At 67.8% G+C, this 19,200-nt stretch carries 17 protein-coding genes; 7 read left to right on the plus strand and 10 right to left on the minus strand.

Annotated features, from left to right (window positions below):
* The first annotated feature begins 100 nt into the window (after positions 1–100).
* A complete protein-coding gene (locus tag AC067M_RS13970) occupies positions 101–2,257 on the plus strand; it encodes a UvrD-helicase domain-containing protein (protein ID WP_478697243.1) in 2,157 nt (718 codons plus the stop codon).
* Positions 2,258–2,283: 26 nt separating this feature from the next.
* On the opposite strand, the gene AC067M_RS13975 is transcribed toward AC067M_RS13970, so the two are convergent.
* The 8 genes from AC067M_RS13975 to AC067M_RS14010 all read right to left on the minus strand — a co-directional run bounded on the left by AC067M_RS13975 (position 2,284) and on the right by AC067M_RS14010 (position 12,009).
* Complete coding sequence (locus AC067M_RS13975) at positions 2,284–3,198, minus strand: sigma-70 family RNA polymerase sigma factor (protein ID WP_478697244.1); 915 nt, start codon at positions 3,196–3,198, stop codon at positions 2,284–2,286.
* Positions 3,199–3,210: 12 nt separating this feature from the next.
* Positions 3,211–3,471: a sigma-70 factor domain-containing protein gene (locus tag AC067M_RS13980; protein WP_478697245.1), complete on the minus strand. Its 261-nt coding sequence runs from the start codon at positions 3,469–3,471 to the stop codon at positions 3,211–3,213.
* A gap of 170 nt (positions 3,472–3,641) precedes the next feature.
* Positions 3,642–4,646 carry a PIN domain-containing protein gene (locus tag AC067M_RS13985; RefSeq protein ID WP_478697246.1) on the minus strand — a complete coding sequence of 335 codons (1,005 nt, stop codon included), beginning with the start codon at positions 4,644–4,646 and terminating at the stop codon, positions 3,642–3,644.
* Positions 4,647–4,648: 2 nt separating this feature from the next.
* Positions 4,649–5,638, minus strand: a complete 990-nt coding sequence (locus tag AC067M_RS13990; protein WP_478697247.1) for a ParA family protein — start codon at positions 5,636–5,638, stop codon at positions 4,649–4,651.
* Between the two features lie 289 nt (positions 5,639–5,927).
* On the minus strand, positions 5,928–7,754 hold the full coding sequence (locus AC067M_RS13995; RefSeq protein WP_478697248.1) for a TniQ family protein: 1,827 nt from the start codon (positions 7,752–7,754) through the stop codon (positions 5,928–5,930).
* Between the two features lie 12 nt (positions 7,755–7,766).
* A complete protein-coding gene (locus AC067M_RS14000) occupies positions 7,767–9,050 on the minus strand; it encodes a TniB family NTP-binding protein (RefSeq protein WP_478697249.1) in 1,284 nt (427 codons plus the stop codon).
* Entirely contained in the window at positions 9,047–11,332 is a 2,286-nt protein-coding gene (locus AC067M_RS14005) for a transposase (RefSeq protein ID WP_478697250.1), read from the minus strand. The genes AC067M_RS14000 and AC067M_RS14005 overlap by 4 nt, the downstream gene beginning before the upstream one ends.
* On the minus strand, positions 11,332–12,009 hold the full coding sequence (locus AC067M_RS14010) for a TnsA-like heteromeric transposase endonuclease subunit (RefSeq protein ID WP_283971813.1): 678 nt from the start codon (positions 12,007–12,009) through the stop codon (positions 11,332–11,334). Before AC067M_RS14010 ends, AC067M_RS14005 begins: the two co-directional genes overlap by 1 nt.
* Before the next feature lie 353 nt (positions 12,010–12,362).
* Between AC067M_RS14010 and argC the strand changes: the two genes are divergently transcribed.
* The 6 genes from argC (at position 12,363) to AC067M_RS14040 (ending at position 17,532) form a co-directional block, all read left to right on the plus strand.
* Complete coding sequence (argC, locus tag AC067M_RS14015; protein ID WP_478697251.1) at positions 12,363–13,391, plus strand: N-acetyl-gamma-glutamyl-phosphate reductase; 1,029 nt, start codon at positions 12,363–12,365, stop codon at positions 13,389–13,391.
* Positions 13,388–14,539 (plus strand): bifunctional glutamate N-acetyltransferase/amino-acid acetyltransferase ArgJ, encoded by a 1,152-nt coding sequence (gene argJ, locus AC067M_RS14020; protein WP_478697252.1) that lies wholly within the window; start codon positions 13,388–13,390, stop codon positions 14,537–14,539. The genes argC and argJ overlap by 4 nt, the downstream gene beginning before the upstream one ends.
* A complete protein-coding gene (gene argB / locus AC067M_RS14025) occupies positions 14,536–15,456 on the plus strand; it encodes an acetylglutamate kinase (RefSeq protein WP_478697253.1) in 921 nt (306 codons plus the stop codon). Before argJ ends, argB begins: the two co-directional genes overlap by 4 nt.
* Positions 15,453–16,661, plus strand: a complete 1,209-nt coding sequence (locus tag AC067M_RS14030; protein WP_478697254.1) for an acetylornithine transaminase — start codon at positions 15,453–15,455, stop codon at positions 16,659–16,661. Before argB ends, AC067M_RS14030 begins: the two co-directional genes overlap by 4 nt.
* A gap of 7 nt (positions 16,662–16,668) precedes the next feature.
* Entirely contained in the window at positions 16,669–17,214 is a 546-nt protein-coding gene (locus tag AC067M_RS14035) for an arginine repressor (RefSeq protein ID WP_478697255.1), read from the plus strand.
* A gap of 180 nt (positions 17,215–17,394) precedes the next feature.
* Positions 17,395–17,532 carry a hypothetical protein gene (locus AC067M_RS14040; RefSeq protein ID WP_478697256.1) on the plus strand — a complete coding sequence of 46 codons (138 nt, stop codon included), beginning with the start codon at positions 17,395–17,397 and terminating at the stop codon, positions 17,530–17,532.
* 62 nt (positions 17,533–17,594) lie between these two features.
* On the opposite strand, the gene AC067M_RS14045 is transcribed toward AC067M_RS14040, so the two are convergent.
* Complete coding sequence (locus tag AC067M_RS14045; protein WP_478697257.1) at positions 17,595–18,398, minus strand: FAD:protein FMN transferase; 804 nt, start codon at positions 18,396–18,398, stop codon at positions 17,595–17,597.
* On the minus strand, positions 18,391–19,197 hold the full coding sequence (locus tag AC067M_RS14050; RefSeq protein WP_478697258.1) for an FMN-binding protein: 807 nt from the start codon (positions 19,195–19,197) through the stop codon (positions 18,391–18,393). Before AC067M_RS14050 ends, AC067M_RS14045 begins: the two co-directional genes overlap by 8 nt.
* Positions 19,198–19,200: the final 3 nt, after the last annotated feature.

The following is a 19,200-nucleotide window of genomic DNA, read 5'->3' on the forward strand; positions in this document are numbered from 1 at the left end:
CCCCTGTGTCATACAGCGGCCCCTACGACGAATCATGGAGGTTTTCGTAAACTGAGTCAACAGATACTCTGTCGGTCGGTGTTGTCGAAGGGTGGGGAACATGCCGCAGATCGCGATCACCAACACGTTCTGGGAGGGCGTCGACCGGCTGGACAAGCCGGCCCGCGCCCGCGTCCACAAGGCGATGGCCAAGTTCCAGCAGCTGACGGTCCCGCAACTCCACGCGGACAAGGGGCTACACCTGGAATCGGTGGTGAGCTCGCGCGACCCGCGGATGCGGACCATCCGCGTCGACGACGGCCTGCGGATAGTGCTGCTCGCGCCCGACGACGGCAGCGACCTCTTCGTCTTCGTCCACGTCGTCCCCCACGACAAGGCCTACTCCTGGGCCCGCCGACGGCTCTACACCGTCAACTCCGTGACCCGCTGCCTCGAAGTACGCGACCTGACCGCCATGGAGCAGATCACCCCGCTCTTCGCTCAGGAGGCCGCCGCGGCCCCCCAACTCCTGTTCGCCCCCTGGTCGGACACCGTCCTGCGGCACCTCGGCGTCGACGACGTCACCCTGCGCGCCGCCCGCACCGTCACCGGCAAGGCGCAGCTGGAGGCGTTCGGCTCGCTGATGCCGGAGGACCAGTACGAGGCGCTGTGGCTGCTCGCCGAGGGCCTCGACCCCGACGACATCTACCGGGACCTCGTCGCCGTACGCCAGAAGACGACCGTCGCCGAGAGCGCGGCGGGGGAGGACACCGCCGGGGACGACCTGGCCGCCGCCGTCACCCGCACCCGCAGCCGCATCGCGCTCGTCACCGGCCCCGACGAACTCGCCGACATCCTGACCAAGCCCTTCGCCGCGTGGCGGATCTTCCTCCACCCCACCCAGCGGCGCATCGCCTACCGGCCCGCCTATGCCGGTCCCGCCCAGATCACCGGAGGCCCCGGTACCGGAAAGACGGTCGTCGCCCTGCACCGGGTCAAGCACCTCCTGGACCGGGCACCCGACACGCGCGTCCTCCTCACCACCTACACCGGAGCCCTGGCCCGCTCCCTGCAGAGCAGCCTCGCCCTGCTGCTCGACCACGACCCGGCGCTGCTCGCCCGTGTCGACGTCACCACCGTCGACGCCGTCGGCCACCGCGTCGTACGGCAGCTGCGCGGCAACCCGGGGACCGCGCTCGGCGACCGGGACGAGCGCACCCGCTGGCAGCGCGTGGCCCGCCGCCTCGAACTGCCCTGGAACGAGGCGTTCCTGTCCCAGGAGTACCGGCATGTGGTCCTCGCCCAGGACCTGCGCAGCGAGGAGGAGTACCTGGCGTGCGAACGGCGTGGACGCGGCAGCGCGCTCGGGCAGACCCAGCGGCGGCGCGTCTGGCAGGCCGTGACCCTGTTCGAGGAAGGCCTGACCCGTGACCGGGCGCACACGTGGCTCCAGGTCTGCGCCGAGGCCACCCGGCTGCTGCGCGACAAGCCGGGTGCGGGACCGTCGTACGACCATGTCGTCGTGGACGAGGCGCAGGACCTGCACCCGGCGCAGTGGCGCCTGCTGCGGGTTCTGGCCCCCGACGGACCCGACGACCTGTTCGTCACCGGCGACCCGCACCAGCGGATCTACGACGCCCGGGTCTCGCTGCGCTCCCTCGGCATCTCCGTCGCGGGACGCAGCGGACGACTGCGCGTCAACTACCGCTCCACCGAGGAGATCCTGCGCTGGGCCCGCGGCCTGCTCGACAGCGAGCCCGTCGCCGACCTGACCGGTGACGCCCACGACACCCTCACCGGATACCGCTCGCTGCTGCACGGCGCACAGCCCGTGTGTGAGGGGCACGGGAGTGAGAACGAGGAGGCGGACGCGGTCGTGCGCCGAGTGCGCGACTGGATGGATGCCGGGGTCGCGCCCTCCGACATCGCCGTCTGCACCCGCTTCAACACCCTGGCGGGCAAGCTCGGCGACCGCCTCGCCGCGGCCGGCATCCCCGTCGTGCGGGTGCGGGACGGGGAACCGGAGAGTGCGGTTGGGGTACGGGTGTCGACGCTGCACAGCATGAAGGGCCTGGAGTACCGGTGCGTCGCCGTCGCCGGGGTCACCCGCTCCGCCTTCCCGTTCGCGCCGGCCGTCACCCCGGCCGAGGTGGACCATATCCAGCACACCACCGACCTGGCTGCCGAGCGATGTCTGCTGTTCGTCGCCTGCACCCGGGCGCGGGAGGCGCTGTATGTGTCGTACAGCGGGCGGGCCAGTGAGTTCTTCGCGGTGTGATGCCGAGTGTGGGCTACGGCACCGCCTCAGTCCGGAGCCCCGTGGATCTTGTCGACTCCCGTGCGGTGGCGACGCACAGTCGTGATCTCGCGCCCGTCGTGCACGACTCGGAACCATTCGTCCGCCACCAGGACGGTGACGGTCCTCGCGTGCCACTGCATGCCCACGTGAATCCTCTGATGGCCGACCACGATGAATCCTCCGGGCCCGTAGACCCTTCGACGCACACAGGGGGCGTCGGAGGCGAACTCGGTGGGAGGCCCGGCCGCGTCGCTCGGTAGGGCGCGCGACGGCTCGCGGACCGTTCGGGCGGCGCGGATCCGGTACACGTTGATCTGCTCCCGCAGCTTCGTCAGGGCCTTGGACTCGATCTGGCGGATCCGTTCCCGGGTGAGGTTCAGCTCCGCTCCGATCGCTTCGAGGGTGAGCTCGGGACCGTCGTCGAGTCCGAGCCGGAGGGTCATCACCTGGCGCTCTCGTTCGGAGAGGCAGCTGAACAGATCACGGACTTCTCCCGGGGACGGGTCACCGTAGTAGAAGTCCGGTTCGGTCCAGTGCGGTCCCTGAATGCTCCGGTCCGCTTCCTCGTGCAAGGCGTCGTCACCGATGGACTCGGTCAGGTCTTCCAGGGGGAGTGTTCGGCGGACCCGGGCCAGTAGGACGTGCGCCTCGTCAACGGCGACACCCGCGCGGGCGGCCACTGTGGGGAGAGCGTCGGTGGGTGACTCGTGCCCCAACTCCCGTGCCGCCTTCCGTAGCGCGGTCAGGGTTTCGTGCGCGTGGACGGGGATCCGTATCGTGCGGCCTTTGTCTGCCAGGGCCCGTGTGATCGCCTGCCGGATCCACGTGACGGCATACGTCGAGAACTTGTTCCCCTTGAGGTGGTCGAACTTCTCGATGGCGCGCAGCAGGCCGAGGTTGCCCTCCGGGATCAGATCCATGAGGTCCAGGCCTTAGCTCGTGCACCAGGTGGCCATGCTGACCACCAGCCGGAGGTTCGCCTGGGCGAAGTCTGCGAACGCCAGTTCCCCGAGCCGGACCAGCTGTTCGAGCTCACGTCGCAGCTTGGGGGCAATGTTCCGGTCGGCCTCGTCCAACTGCTCGCGAGCCAGCAGTCCCGCCTCGATGGCCTGGCCCAGTTCCGCCTCCTGTCGCCGGGCGAGCAGCGGGAACCTGTCGATCTCCTTGCGGTACTGCGTGAAAGAGTCGCCCACGGCCTGACGTGAGGACGCGTCCTCCTCCGGGGACTCGGCGACGGGCTCGGAGCGGGGTTACGGCACAGGCGGCGCGGTCGGTGGGGTCGTAGTGGGAGGAATTTTCGATTCCCCAGTGCTCGTGAATGACGGTGGTAAGGTCGGTGAGGCGGGTTTGAATCAGAGGTCAATCAGCCAGGATGTTCCGTATCGATTTCATCGAAGGCGTCATCTTCTGGGCCCCAAGGGCGCTCATAGCCGACATCTTTCAATACCGTGACATCGAAGACTGCGACACCCCCGTCGTCCATTTCGAACCAGCCACCCAGGGTGCCTGCAATCGCTGTCCCCAGGGTCTCGTGAACCTCCGCGGCGAGAGCAAGAGTGAACTTCGCCGTCAAGAATCCGACTACGACGCCTTCTGCCGAGTACGCGCTTCGAACTCGCAGAGAATCGAGGGCGATGTCCTCGATTGGGCCGACTTCGTCGGGGCTCACATCTGCAAGGTCGGCGAAGTTCTTCAGATCATTGTGTGCGACGATCTGATCAATGATCGAAAGCGATAGATCCTCGGGAAAAGAAGCAGCGTCAACCGAGACCTCGACTTCTGAACATAAAGCACGGATGATCGACTTGAGGTCTTTGTGATAGGTGAAGTCGCCAATTCGCTCTCCCAGCTCTTGGGCAAGGTCGGGATCCAGTGTGTCACTTCCCTTCCTGATGGCGAAATCCTCCGTGTTGTTCGAGGCGAAATGAGTCGGTCCGGCAGTAGTGAGATGGGCTCTCTTGATAGTGAGCCAGATTGCCGCATCTCTGCTCCCAGTCCCGTTGCTCTTTGAAGGTTTGATGCGTAGGGCCTCACGTTCAAGGGCTTCTATCGCATCGTCACCACTCAATGGGAGTTCCTCGAATGCGGACCGTAGCTGTGATTCCCAGTCATCGACAACTGCATCAATCGACGGGATGTAGTATGAGTCGATGCTGCAGAAGTTTCTGAGTTTCTGCATGGATCTGCTATGCGCATCCATTGCTTCCTGAACATCTCTACGCCGGGCGCTGATGGACTCCGCAAACACCGTCTGAGCGAGTGCCACCCGGGCGCCCAGCGTGGACGCAATGCGCAAGATTGTGGAAATCTCGACGCTGCGGAGAATTCCCTTGCGGGGAATCAAGTTGGTATCGAGGGTGATCAGCATTCTTACCCCTGGTCCATCTCATCTGCGCGCTGCGAGATCTTTGTTGCGAGGTCGGCGAAAAGGTGGATAGCGTTCCTAGCGCGACTGTAGTGAGCGCCCCGGGCTTCGCTTCCATTGAGCTCAAAGACAGCCTTGTGGGTGCGCTGGGAGATTGGGATCAGACTCGACATGTTGGATACTTCACCGATGGATGTCTCTCCTGGGGGGATGCGGACCCGAACGGCTTGAAGCTCATCGACAATGCCCCGCTGGTATGCTTCGGGCATTCTATCGTTCCAGTGTTTGTACGCCTCTGCTGGCTGATCGCGATACACGGTGAACTGCTGGCTGACGTAGCCAAGAGGGCTGGGCTTGCCGACTGGGAGCTCGAAGTCAAATTCAGCGTTCCTTCTGTCGGCCGAGCTCTTGGCGGCCTCCCAGCCAGTGATCCATGAAGCGACACTCTTGCCAACGCTAGGGAGTGCGGTTAGCGAGAAAAGGTCAGGAGCCAAAGGGACGACGAAGCCGGTCGACCCAAGAATCACATTTCGATTCAATGCTCCGACATTTGGGCCGAGATCAACAAATACATAATCCGCCGAGATGCGCGATGCCGCATTCCGGATGAGGCGATAGAAAGCCGAGGTGACCTGGAAACCTCTAGGCATGCCGGCCAAAGCCTCGGTCCAGCCTGTGGGGGCAAATTCCTCGTAATCGCTAATTCGAATATCGCCGGGCAGGATCCATGCATTGTCCCTAATCTGAACTGGATTGACGGAATTCAGTCCGCCGGATCCTTCAATGACTGGGCGCAAGCACGAGTAGATTGTGCGGTTGTCATTGAATAGCTTTTCAATCTCCATGACAGGAATTGCTGCGCTGGTAAGATTCGCCTGGGCGTCCGCATCAATGAAGAGGATGCGATGAGACCTGGCCAGGGCGACTCCGATGTTGTAGACCAGGGTGGTCTTCCCGACCCCGCCTTTGTGGTTGAAGAACGAGATGATCTTCACTTGACCCCACCTGTCATCCCCTGCATGGACGTTCAGAACTGACCGTTTCGTCACGCTAAGGACTGAGCTGAGCTGTGTTGTGCTCGGTTCCCCTGAGTCGAGACGCACGTGCTAAGGATCCTAGCCTCGAAGTTTTGTGACGGTCCGCGGGCAGAGTCATCGCCGGCAACATCGGCGGTATCGCTTTCCCCCACACCCGCCTCGCCATCCGGGTCCACCGCCGCCGCAAGCCCACCGCCCGGCCCGAAATCCGCGAGAACATCTACGCGGTCACCCCCCTCGCCGCCCATCAAATCTGTACAGCGCCTGAATCGATGTCCTGGGCGAGTCGCTGCGCGTAGCGGGCGAGAAGTCGCCGCAGGTCCGAGTAGTGGCGCAGCGGATCGGGGCGGGAGAACTGGAACCATGCGGTGTTCCGTCGCACGGCCCACTCCTGCTGAATCTCGGTGGGCTGCGCGGCTTCGAGTGGGCGGGGAGCGAAGAGGTGCTCGCCGCGCGTGACCAGCGTCCAGATGAATACCGAGGCGTCCTGGCGCTTGCGGTCGTCGGTTCGGGTGCGGGTCTGGGTTCGAACGGACGGGAGTTCTTTGACCAGCGCTTCCCAGGAGTCGATGCTGAGCACCCAGTCGTGAAGTGCTTGTCGCCTGCGCCAGTAGTCAACTGGTGGTTGACGTCGCGATTGCAGTTCTGAGGCGAGAGCGCGAAGGGCTTTGTCGACCTCAAGAGGGTTGCATCGCGTCCATGCTGAGCGCCGGGTCTCGCGGCCAGTGAGTAGGTGTGTCTGGACTGGCGTGATCCCGAGGAACTCGGCGGCGTCGTCGTAGGTTCCGCCCATGGTCCACTGGACGAGCCGGACCGCGGCGGCCCTGCGTACGGACTTGGCTTCCGAGCCCGCGCAGCTGGCCAGATAACGTTGATACCAGTCGGGCTCCAGGAACGCTGGGATGTGCTCGGGCTGGTAGCCGCTTCGGAGTGGTCCTCGTGTGCCTCTGCGTCCGCTGACCCGGGGGAACGTCCGAGTGGCGGGTTCAGCGACCCGGCGGAGTCGCTCGGAGCAGTCGCTCTTGTGCCTGTCGTAGAGAACGGCCCATGGTGTTCGGCTCGAAGGGCTGCCGAAGGCGGCGCGCGTGAGATCCGAGATGAGGTCAGGCAGGTCGTCTCTTGAGAGCAGGCGGTCTGCGGCCATGAGTAGAGCTCCGCAGGCAATGGGGTCACGCGGTGGCGTGTCATGGACTTGTTGGTCGTGTCTCCTGCCCGGACCGACATGCAGGTCCTGCGAGTGCGAATCAATTCGCTCAGCGGTGCCGGCGTCGAGGAGGTCCCGGCTGTGAGGCCATGTCGCACTGATCAGCGCGGTGGCCAGCCGGAGATCGGTGAAGTACTCGGACGCGTCCGTGATTCGAGTGGGCGATTTCAGGCGACCGCGGAGGGACTTCTGGAAGCGGAGGATGTCCGCAGTCGGTCGTGGCCGGTCATACCCAGACCCGGTGCGGTGGTCGAGTCTGCCGGCGCAGGCGAACGACTTCCTCCTCGGTGCCGCTGAGTTGACTGTCCACCGGCATTGCGCTGGATGCAGCGTATGGTCGTTGGCTCGTTGGACCAGAGGTCCTTGTGTGTCGTGCGGCTGACCGCAGTGCGGGCATTCGGCTTCCAGGTAGGTCCGGTGCTCGGTGCAGGCGAAGACGATGGGCAGGTGCCAGAGCTTGAGCCAGGGCCCGCCGTGCATTTGCTGGACCCCAGTGCCGTCGCCCGCCAGGCAGGAGGGGCAGAAGCGGGGCGAGCCGACGTAGAGCCACGCATCTGGCCTCATCAAGCGTCCCGGGCCGGGCAGGGACCGGGCGATCGGCGGGTAACGGGCCCGCCACTGCGCCAGCGTCAGAGCGGAGACTTCCCCGGCCGTCTGTCCCGTGAGCCGGGCGAATGCTTCGATCTGTGGCCTGGGAAGGTCCAGCAGCAGACTGCCGGGGAAGTGATTTGGGTTGGCACCGTCCTCGATCCAGCCCGCCGCGCGAATCAGGTGCAGAGGCGAGAGACCGAGACGGTGCCCAAGCCGCAGCAGGTAGCTGACCAGGGACTCTCCAAGCAGAGGTTCGAGACTCCGGGGCAGTGGATGCATCGGATTCATCCGTCAGGCGCCTGCGCGGGCAGCCGGACCAGCGTCATCGAAGACGGTGTTCCGGGGGCGCTTCGCCGGCTTGGGGGTCTTGTCAGAGGTCGGCGGGTCGGCCGGGATCACGGGCTCGTCCGGCGCCTGTTCAGGCGCGTCCCGTCGTAGCACGATCTCGTCCAGCAGGCTCTCGTCGATCAGTTCCTTCCCGGACTCCATGGCCTCCTGGGCGCCGTCTTCGAGCAGGCGTCCCAGCAGGCCGATGACACCGCCAGTGCGACGCATCAAGTACTCCGGCATGGCGCCGCCAGTGAGCATGCCCGCCTTCGCGTTGAAAAGCCGCAGGTGCTGCTCGATTCCCTCCAGATGATCGACGAATGCCTGGATCTGCTCCGGGGTGGTGTAGCGGAAGCGGTCGATCTCGATGAGCTCGAAGCGGTGCTCGGTCTGGGTGATCTCCAAGCCGTGGATGCGGGTCGACTCCAGCGGAGGCATTTCCCACTGCCCGGTCTTCTTGTTCCACGTGGCCTCGCGAAGCAGCCCGGTGCCGGGGATGTTGACGCCGGTCAGGATCAGGGTGACGTCCACGCTCATGAAGGCCCGCATCAGGTCGAGGACATCCTGATCGTCGGCTCTGTGCATCCGCAGCCGGCTGATGTCGTCCAGGATCAGCGCTTTGACGCCGTGGTCATGGAGGGAGTCGACGACCTGCCGTACCAGTTCGGGCAGCGTGGCCGACTTGCGGGTCTGGGCCTGGAAGAAGCCCAGGATCGATGCGCAAAGGCTCTTCGGGGTCGCGGTCACCGGGGTCGAGACATAGACGACCGGCGAATGAAGGTCGCGAGTGCCCGGAACGGCCCCGGGGTTGAGGTGGCTGTGCAGTTCCAGCCACTGGTCTTCGAAGACGGCCCCGGCTGAGATGACGGACGCGGTTTTGCCGTAGTTGCCCCAGCCGCTGATCATGACGCCGGCGCGGGTCGGGTCATTCTTCTTCCTCGTGTTGCCGCTCAATCGGCGCCGGATCAGCCTGCCGACCTTGTCGTGCATGGGGGTGTCCTGCAGTGGAAGGTTCGCGTTCGTCAGCTCTCGGTAGAGGTCGTAGTCGTACTGGCGGCTCGCGGGAAGCATTGACCACTGCTTCGGCGAGCTGACGGAGGCAGGGACGAGGAGATCGCAGTGGGTACGGTAGTGCTGCCAGCCGGCGTAGGTGTCGAGGGACGGGCGGCTGCCCAGGATCAACGCGGCGATCCTGGCTCGTGAAGGGAGGCCTTCCACCGAATCGTCGTGAGAGAGCGCTTGGGTCACGTGTCGTCCTCCCGGACCGTTGTGTCGGCCTCCGAGTCGTCGGGAGGCGGAAGCCGGAACATGCGGCGCCGGTTCAGGGCTGCGTGCAGCGTTGCCGGTGCGACGGGCCTGGTGCCGGCGAGTGCCTCTTCGCGTCGTCGGCGCCGGTCGGCGTCGACCGCGTGGTCGATCGTGCGGGCGTGCTCGGCCCAAGTCCCGGGCATCTCGGCTGGGACCTGCTCGTTTGCGGTTGCCGGTGTGGCGGGCCGGTCGGCCGCCGCGGCCTGTGCCCGGGTGATTTCGCGGGCCCGGGCGACGCGCTCCTTCTTCCCGGCCTTCTTCTTGGCCTGGCTGGGCCACTGGTCGACTGGGGTCACCGAGCCGAGGATCCCCAGCAGATGTTCCAACAGCTCGCTCTCGGAATGGATCCTGATCTTGTTCGCCCTCACGCGTGTCAGCAGGGCGTCGGCAGTCTTGTCCGAGAAAGCAGGGATCTCACCTTCGGGCGGCAGTCCTCTCCAGCGCAGAATGTGCCAGGTCTCGTGGTCGGCAGGGTCCTGGAAGAACACCTGTCGGCGGTCCCTCCGGTCACTGCGGACAACCCACTTGCCCGCGTGTTTGCCGCCCCGGGCGGAGGGTTGCTGGAAGCGCGGCTCGTCGAAGACCGGGTGGTGATACCAGAGCCCGAGGATCTTCACCCCGCGACGAGGATGGATCTTCACGTGGTGTTTGCGCAGGACCTTGTAGTAGAAGCTCGGTTCGGGGAAGTCCAGGTCGAAGCCGCCCTGTTCCATCGCGGCAGCGAACAGGGTGTTGGGGCTGTGGTCTTCCCCCGGCGCCCAACTCGGGGCGTATTCGCCTAGTTTACGGTTCTGCCAGATCTGGACGATCCAGGTCGCGATGATGTGCTCGGCTTGCACGAGCGTGAGGCTCGCATCGCGTTCCGGGTCGGCCCCGCGGTCCGCGACGTCACCGCCGGTGAATCCCAGCAGGTGCTCGAAGAGCATGGTCTGGATGGTGAGGAACTGGCGCTCGACCGCGAACTTGTCGGTCTGCCGCAGGACGCGAGCAGGCAGGATCCGGCAGCCGATCTCCGTTTCGGCTTCCACCAGGTCGTGATTCTTGTAGGGGCCCCCGTGGTCGGTGGTGACCGTCTCCGGGGCAAAGAACGGCAGAGCGGCGACCCGGTGCCCGGTGAACTCGGCGATAACCTCGGCCGGCACCCCTGCGTAGGGCCATTCCATGTCCTCGCCCCAGCCGTCCCGCATCGGAAGCGGCAGCATCACGTCCCGCAGCAGCATCGCGATGTCGACCGAGGTGTCGGACTGGAGCGTGAGCCGGAAGGCCGGCAGCCCGTGCGTGTAGAGATCGAGTGCGAGGGTCAGCGTCGCGGTGATCGCGTCGCCGAACACGGTCTCGCGCAGCTTCACCGGCATCGGGGTCGAGTCCAGCACCAGAACCTGGCCCGGCCTGTGGACCACCACCCGGCCGGAGACCCCGGCCTCCGCGGCCGCCTCCGCCGTCCGCCCGTAACGCGGCCGAGCTCCGCCGGGCCCGAACCACTCCTTCCAGACGGCCGCGAGCGTCCAGCGTGAAGGGATCTTCTCAGTGGGAAACGTCGGGAACCGCTCACGCATGTACTGGTGCATCAACCGGTGCTTGGCACCCTGGCTCAGGCGGGCGCGTGGGCCGCACTCGGCCTTTACTGCGAAGATCGCCTCCCGGATCTCCTTCGTGATGGTGCGGTGCCCGCTGCGTCGCCGCGTCCAGCGCCCGTCCGCGCAGGCCAGCAGGAGACTGTCGCCCGCCAGTCCCGACAGACGTACCAGCGTCCGGTAGCTGAGGTGCTGCAGACCGCACCGGACCGCCTCCGGACGGGGCATCGCCTCTATCTCCGCAGCCTTCGCGTACCGACGCTGAGTCAACGTCGTGCGGTCCGGGTCGTAGGCCGGCCGGGGCTCACCCGGCAGGGCCCGAGCCGGGTGGCCCTCCCGGAACCCCGTCTCGGCCTCCAGCACGTGCGCCGCCCGCAGCCGGGCCCGCTCTAACTGGTCCTTGGTCAAGTCGGCCAGTGTCCTCGGCTGCCGGGCGACCGGCGGCGGGCGCCCTGACTCGACTGCCGGAAGAAGCCGCAGGTCAGCATGGTTGATGAGCCAACGGAACGAGCGGGTCTCCGCGCGGCCGTCGTCATCCACGAGGACGAGCCGGCCGAGTTGACCGTGGACGTCGTCAACCGTCCACTCGACGCCATTGAGCGCGACCCGCCTACCCGGCGCGATCTGCAAGAATCCCCTCGCTGCCATCACACCGCCCAGATCAGTGAGCTGTGGCGCAAGGGACTGCCCAGGTCAACGCCGAGCTCGCGGTGCCAGAGCAGCCGGACGATGTTCGCCCGGCCAACGGAAGGCACGCTGGTCGCCTCCGCCAGGTCGGAGAACGTCATCGCCTGCCCCTTCTGCCCGCTGATAGCGGTGAGCAGCTGCTCGCGCATGCCGAGAAGGTCCCTCGCCGGCCGCCGGCGCGAGGACAGGTGGTCAAGGACGCTCCAGACATGCGGTCGCCAGCCCGCGACCACCGAGTAGCGCCAGCCGCAGGCAGCCGCCACTTCCCTGGCCGCCGCGAACTTCAGCGCGTCCTCTTCCTTGATCAGCTCCATCGGGCGGACGTCCAGCAACCACATCCCACCGCCGATCACGGCCAGGAAGTCCGGGATGTGCCAGGCGCGCCCGCCCGCATGCTCGAAATCAAGCCGGAACGGCTGCGACAGCACTTCCGATGCCCTCAAGAAGTCCAGCGCGACCAGCAGGCTCACTTCCTTCAGCGACTCGAAGCCATGCTTCCCGCCCGCTGACGCCATCGCCTCCAGGCCGGGGCGGTGCCGCTGCTTCGCCCGCCACGTGAACCCCCGCATCGGCCGGGACGACATCACCGGTACGTGAGCCATGTCCCGGACCGGCCAGCAGACCTCGTCGGTGCCCACCTGCCACGTCGAACTCCACCGACGCGGCCAGTCGTCCCCGAGCCGCAGCCGATCCCGCAGTCCGGCGTCCCCGTCGTACGCCGTGACAAGGTGGTCCAGCTGACTTGAATCCGACGGGATCTTCGCTCTCGCTGCCTCGCCCACTCATCCAGAGAAGCACCACTCGACCGGCGACGGGGGCGTTTCGCTGGTACTGCCCGCAACACAGCGTGACGGGACCAAGATTTGCCAACCAGCGTTCTCCATGTGCCAACTAAAAATCTCCGTCGCAGCGGCGCCCCCAGGCCGGGTGCCGCCACGATTGCATAATCGTGCATCGATACGTATAGTCATGCCATCCAGGAGGAGGGTTCATGGCTGTACGTGTGGCGGTCGCCGGAGCGAGTGGATACGCGGGCGGGGAGCTGCTGCGGCTGCTCCTGGCGCACCCCGGAACCGAGATCGGCGCCCTGACGGGCAACTCAAACGCCGGTCAGCGGCTCGGCGCGCTCCAGCCGCATCTGCTGCCGCTGGCCGACCGTGTGCTGCGGGAGACGACGCCGGAGGTGCTCGCCGGACACGATGTCGTCTTCCTGGCGCTGCCCCACGGGCAGTCAGCCGCCGTCGCCGAGCAGCTCGGCCCGGACGTCCTCGTCGTCGACATGGGCGCCGACTTCCGGCTGACGGACGCGGCCGACTGGGAGAAGTTCTACGGCTCCGCGCACGCCGGGACGTGGCCCTACGGCCTCCCCGAACTGCCGGGCGCCCGCGCCGCGCTGGAGGGGTCCAAGCGCATCGCGGTGCCCGGTTGCTACCCGACCGCCGCCACGCTCGCGCTGTTCCCGGCGTACGCGGCGGGGCTGGCCGCGAACGAGGCCGTGATCGTCGCGGCCTCCGGCACCTCCGGCGCGGGCAAGGCGCCCAAGCCGCACCTGCTGGGCAGCGAGGTCATGGGCTCCATGTCGCCGTACGGCGTCGGCGGCGGCCACCGGCACACGCCCGAGATGATCCAGAACCTCTCCGCGGCCGCCGGTGAGCGCGTCACCGTCTCCTTCACGCCGACCCTCGCGCCGATGCCCCGCGGCATCCTCGCCACGTGCAGCGCCAAGGCCACGGGCGGCGTCACCGGCGACTCGCTGCGTGCCGCCTACGAGAAGGCGTACGCCGACGAACCGTTCGTCCACCTGCTCCCCGAGGGCCAGTGGCCCGCGACGGCGTCCGTCTACGGTTCCAACGCCGTTCAGGTGCAGGTCGCATACGACGAGGCCGCGGGACGCATCATCGCGATCAGCGCCATCGACAACCTGACCAAGGGCACCGCGGGCGGTGCCGTCCAGAGCATGAACATCGCCCTGGGTCTCGACGAGACCACCGGCCTTTCCACGATCGGAGTCGCACCGTGAGTGTCACGGCAGCCAAGGGGTTCACGGCGGCGGGCATCGCCGCCGGGATCAAGGAGAACGGCAACCCGGACCTGGCCCTCGTGGTCAACAACGGGCCCCGCCGCGCCGCCGCCGGTGTCTTCACCTCCAACCGTGTGAAGGCCGCGCCCGTACTGTGGTCCGAGCAGGTGCTGAAGAGCGGTCAGGTGTCGGCCGTCGTCCTCAACTCCGGTGGTGCCAACGCCTGTACGGGCCCCAAGGGTTTCCAGGACACCCACGCCACCGCCGAGAAGGTCGCCGAGGTCCTCGGCCGCGCGGCCATCGAGGTCACCGTGTGCTCCACCGGCCTCATCGGCGTCCTCCTCCCGATGGACAAGCTGCTCCCGGGCGTCGAGACGGCCGCCGAGGCCCTCAGCGAGCATGGCGGTGAGAAGGCCGCCATCGCCATCAAGACCACCGACACCGTCCACAAGACGTCCGTCGTGACCAAGGACGGCTGGACCGTCGGCGGCATGGCCAAGGGAGCGGGCATGCTCGCCCCCGGCCTCGCCACGATGCTCGTCGTCCTCACCACCGACGCCGCCCTCGACAACGAGACCCTGGACAAGGCCCTGCGCGCCGCCACCAAGGTCACCTTCGACCGCGTCGACTCCGACGGCTGCATGTCCACCAACGACACGGTGCTGCTGCTCGCCTCCGGGTCGGCCGAAGTCACCCCCGAGTACGCGGAGTTCGCCGAGGCCGTACGGCAAGTCTGCGACGACCTCGGTCAGCAGCTGATCCGGGACGCCGAGGGCGCCAGCAAGGACATCAAGGTCGAGGTGATCAACGCGGCGAGCGAGGACGACGCCGTCGAGGTGGGCCGCTCCATCGCCCGCAACAACCTCCTCAAGTGCGCCATCCACGGCGAGGACCCCAACTGGGGCCGCGTGCTCTCCGCGATCGGCACGACCAAGGCCGCCTTCGAGCCCGACCGGCTCAACGTCGCCATCAACGGCGTCTGGGTGTGCAAGAACGGCGGTGTCGGCGAAGACCGCGAGAAGGTCGACATGCGCTACCGCGAGGTGCACATCGTCGCCGACCTCGCCGCGGGTTCCGAGACCGCCATCATCTGGACCAACGACCTCACCGCCGACTACGTCCACGAGAACAGCGCCTACTCCTCATGAGCGACGTGAGCAACGTGACCCGCAAACACACCGCGCTTCCCAAGGCGCAGATCCTCATCGAGGCGCTGCCCTGGCTGGTCCGCCACAACGGCAAGACCGTCGTCATCAAGTTCGGCGGCAACGCCATGATCGACGAGGACCTGAAGGCCGCCTTCGCCAAGGACGTCGTCTTCCTGCACCACGCCGGTCTCAAGCCCGTCGTCGTGCACGGCGGCGGCCCGCAGATCAGTCGGGCGCTCGATGAGCACGGCATCGTCAGCGAGTTCAAGGCGGGCCTGCGCGTCACCACCGAGGACGCCATGGACGTCGTACGCATGGTGCTCGCCGGGCAGGTGCAGCGCGAGCTGGTCGGCCTGCTCAACCAGCACGGTCCGCTGGCCGTGGGACTCACCGGCGAGGACGCGCACACCATCACCGCAACCAAGCACCGGCCCGAGATCGACGGCGAGTTGGTCGACATCGGGCGGGTGGGCGAGATCACCGCGATCGACACGGGCGCGATCGAGGCCCTGCTCGCCGACGGCCGTATCCCGGTCGTCTCGTCGATCGCCCGCTCCCAGGACGACGGACATGTCTACAACGTCAATGCTGATACGGCGGCTGCGGCACTCGCTGCTGCGCTGGGCGCCGAAACCCTCATGGTCCTCACGGACGTCGAGGGCCTCTACGAGGACTGGCCCAACAGCGACGAGGTGATCAGCCGCCTGACCGCCTCCCAACTGGAGAAGTTGCTCCCGGAGTTGAGCTCCGGCATGGTCCCGAAGATGGAGGGCTGCCTGCACGCCGTGCGGGGCGGCGTCACGACCGCCCGTGTCATCGACGGGCGGGTCCAGCACTCGATCCTGCTGGAGATCTTCACCGACGAGGGCATCGGCACGATGGTCGTGCCCGACGAGCAAGAGGGGGATGCCGAATGACCGACACCGCGACCAACGCAGAGCTCACCCAGCGCTGGCAGGGCGCGCTCATGAACAACTATGGCACCCCGCGCCTCCCTCTCGTGCGCGGTGAGGGCAGCAGGCTGTGGGACGCCGACGGCAAGGAGTACCTCGACTTCGTCGGCGGCATCGCGGTCAACGCGCTCGGCCACGCCCACCCGGCGGTCGTGGAGGCAGTGAGCCGGCAGATCGCCTCCCTCGGTCACGTCTCCAACCTCTTCGTCGCCGAACCGCCCGTCGCGCTCGCCGAACGGCTGCTCCGGCACTTCGGCCGCGACGGCAAGGTCTTCTTCTGCAACTCGGGCGCCGAGGCCAACGAGGGCGCCTTCAAGATCGGCCGGCTGACCGGGCGCAGCCACATGGTCGCCACCCACGGCGGCTTCCACGGCCGCACGATGGGCGCCCTCGCGCTGACCGGCCAGCCCGGCAAGCAGACCCCGTTCCTGCCGCTGCCCGGCGACGTCACACACGTCCCGTACGGCGACGCACAGGCACTGGCGGCCGCGGTCACCGACGAGACCGCCCTGGTGATCATCGAACCGGTCCAGGGCGAGAACGGGGTCGTGGTGCCCCCGGCCGGCTACCTCAAGGCGGCCCGCGCGATCACCGCCTCCACCGGCTCCCTGCTGGTCCTGGACGAGGTGCAGACCGGCATCGGCCGCACCGGCCACTGGTTCGAGTACCAGGCGCACGAGGGTGTCCTGCCCGACGTCGTCACCCTCGCCAAGGGCCTCGGCGGCGGACTGCCCCTCGGTGCGACGGTCGCCTTCGGGCGCGCCGCCGAGCTGCTCCAGCCCGGCCAGCACGGCACGACGTTCGGCGGCAACCCCGTCGCCTGCGCCGCCGGGCTCGCCGTCCTCGACACCATCGAGAACGAGGGGTTGCTGGAGAACGTCAAGCGGCAGAGCGGCAAGCTGCGGGACGGAATCGAGGGCCTCGGCCACCCGTTGATCGATTATGTCCGGGGTGCGGGCCTCCTCCTGGGTATCGTGCTCACCGAGCCGCTCGCGCCTCAGGTGCAGCAGGCGGCTCAGGAGGCCGGATTCCTCGTGAACGCGCCCGCCCCTGACGTCGTACGGCTGATGCCGGCGCTGAATCTCGGCGACGACGAGGCGGACGCCTTCCTCGGGGCGCTGTCCGGCATCCTCGCGGCAGCGAACGGGGACGGACGATCCGGAGAATGAGACGACGATGAGTCAGGCGCAGGACCATGAGCAGGCCGGGGGCAACGGGCCTGCCCTCCCGCAGACACGCACCGCCCGCCACCGCCGGATCGTGGACATCCTCAACCGGCAGGCGGTGCGCTCGCAGAGCCAGTTGGCGAAGCTGCTCTCCGACGACGGGCTGAGCGTCACCCAGGCGACGCTCTCCCGGGACCTGGACGAGCTGAACGCGGTGAAGATCCGCAACACCGACGGCGACCTGATCTACGCGGTGCCGAGCGAGGGCGGTTTCCGTACGCCCCGCGCGCCGCTGGGGGAGTCGGCGAAGGAGGAGCGGATGCGGCGCCTGTCCCAGGAGCTGCTGATCTCCGCGGAGGCCTCGGCGAACCTGGTGGTCCTGCGCACCCCGCCGGGTGCGGCCCAGTTCCTCGCCTCGGCCATCGACCAGGCCGAACTGCACGACATCCTGGGCACGATCGCCGGCGACGACACGTTGCTGCTGATCAGCCGGGACCCGGTGGGGGGACAGGCGTTGGCGGACCATCTGCTGCGGCTGGCTCAGAACGGGCACTGACGTGTCGTTTTCGGTCTGACTCCGGCTCTCGGGTCGGCGGTTCGTGACCGGATGACGTCGGTCGGCGCACCGTTTCCCTCGCCTTCGCGGCGGTTTGCCCCGCTCAAGGGGTAGGGCTCATTCCGGCCCGTATGGGGGACGAAACCAGGGGCACGACGCGCGGTGGTGTGTGTTTTCTGTATGACTGAGAGCCTCATCCCGCTCACGGAACGGAGAAGCGGCGTGCTCGCCTACAAGGGCATGGACGGCATACCCCTGTGGATCAGTTTCGGAGTCGTCGTCATCGCCTTCGCGGTAGGAAGCCGCCGCAAGAAGTGACGGGGAAACGTCGGTGAGGGAGCCAAGGATGCCCTGGGCTCCCTCACCGACGCACCGCGGACTCAACCCAACCGCCTGGCCAGCCCCCCGGTGCACCGCACCTCGTCGCCCGCCGTGATCAGCAGGGCCTCGACGCCCGGCAGCGCCTCCAGCCACCTCAGCGCCTCCCGCGACCCCATGGCGAACGCCGCCGTCGCCCAGCAGTCCGCCCACGTCAGCCGGGGCGCGACCACCGTCACGGCCACCAGGTCCGTCACCGCCGAACGTCCCGTGCGCGGGTCCACGATGTGCGTACCGCGCTCCGCGGTCCCGGACGTCGCCACGGCCAGCTCGTCGGCCCCGGCCGCGGAGACGACCGCGGCCAGACCGCCCGGCCGCAACGGATCCGACACCCCCACCCGCCACGGCCGCGCCGGCCCGGGCACGCCCAGCAGCTGAACGTCCCCGCCCCCGTTGACGCTCACCCCGCTCACGCCGGCCACCGCGGCGATCCGCCGGGCCGCCCGCTCACCGGCCCAGCCCTTGACGATCCCGGTCGGGTCGAGGCGCCCCTCGTACGTCGTGCTGAACCAGCCCTCGCTGACCCGCTCCGCCTCGGCGGCCAGCTCCAGCACCTCGGCGACCTCGGGATCGCACTCCTCGACGGTGCGTTCACCACGTGCCAGCAGGGAGACCTGACTGTCGTCCCGGTAGGTGCTGAACACCTCGTTGACCCGGTGCAGCCCGGCGACCGCCTCCTGCAGCGCCGCCTTCACCGCCCCGGGGTCCCCGCCGCGGACGTCGAAGGAGAAGACAGTCCCCATGACCTCCTCCGCATGACGTACCGCGGCGGGAGCTTCCGCGGACTCGGCCACCGTGTCAGCCACCGGCCTGGTCCAGCGCGGACTGCAGCGACTGCTTGTAGCCCGCGCTCGTGTACGTCGCCCCGGACACCGCGTCGATGTCCGCGCTGCCGGCCGCCACCGCCGCCTGGTTGAGCTTCGGCACGGAGTCCGACGTGATCTGGTCGCTGCGGCCGCCCTTGGGCGCCTGCACCGCCTCGGCCTTGGTGATCTTCCCACCGCTGACGGTGATACGGACCTGGACCGGCCCGTACTGCGTCTGCGCCACAGCACCGGTGACGGTGCTCGCCTGCGCCGCACCGGAACCCGCACCAGCACCGGAGCCCGCGCCCGCCCCGGCGCCCGCCTCCGCCGAGCCGCCACCGCCCGCCTTCACCTGGTCCAGCGCCGACTGCAGCGACTGCTTGTACCCGGCGCTCGTGTAGGTCGCCCCGGACACCGCGTCGATCTGCGCGCTCTGCGCCGCGACCGCCGCCTGGTTGAGCTTGGGCACCGCGTCCGCGGTGATCTGGTCGCTGCGGCCGCCCTTGGGCGCCTGCACCGTCTCCGCCTGGGTGACCTTGCCGTTGCTCACGGTCAGGCGCACCTGCACGGGCCCGTACTGGGTCTGCACCGCGCTCCCGGTGACCGCTCCGGACCCGGCGGCCGCGGCGCCGCCCTGCGCCGACTCCTGCGCCGCCGCCGTCTGCTGGGGAGCCGCACCGCCCGCCGCGGCCGCGCCGGCCGGGTCCGACGCCGGCTTCAGCGACAGCAGCAGCACGACTCCGGACACGGTGGCGGCGGTCGCGAGCACGACGCGTCGGATGGGGTGGCTTTTCTTCATCGC

The organism is Streptomyces sp. NPDC043427 (genome assembly GCF_056436655.1).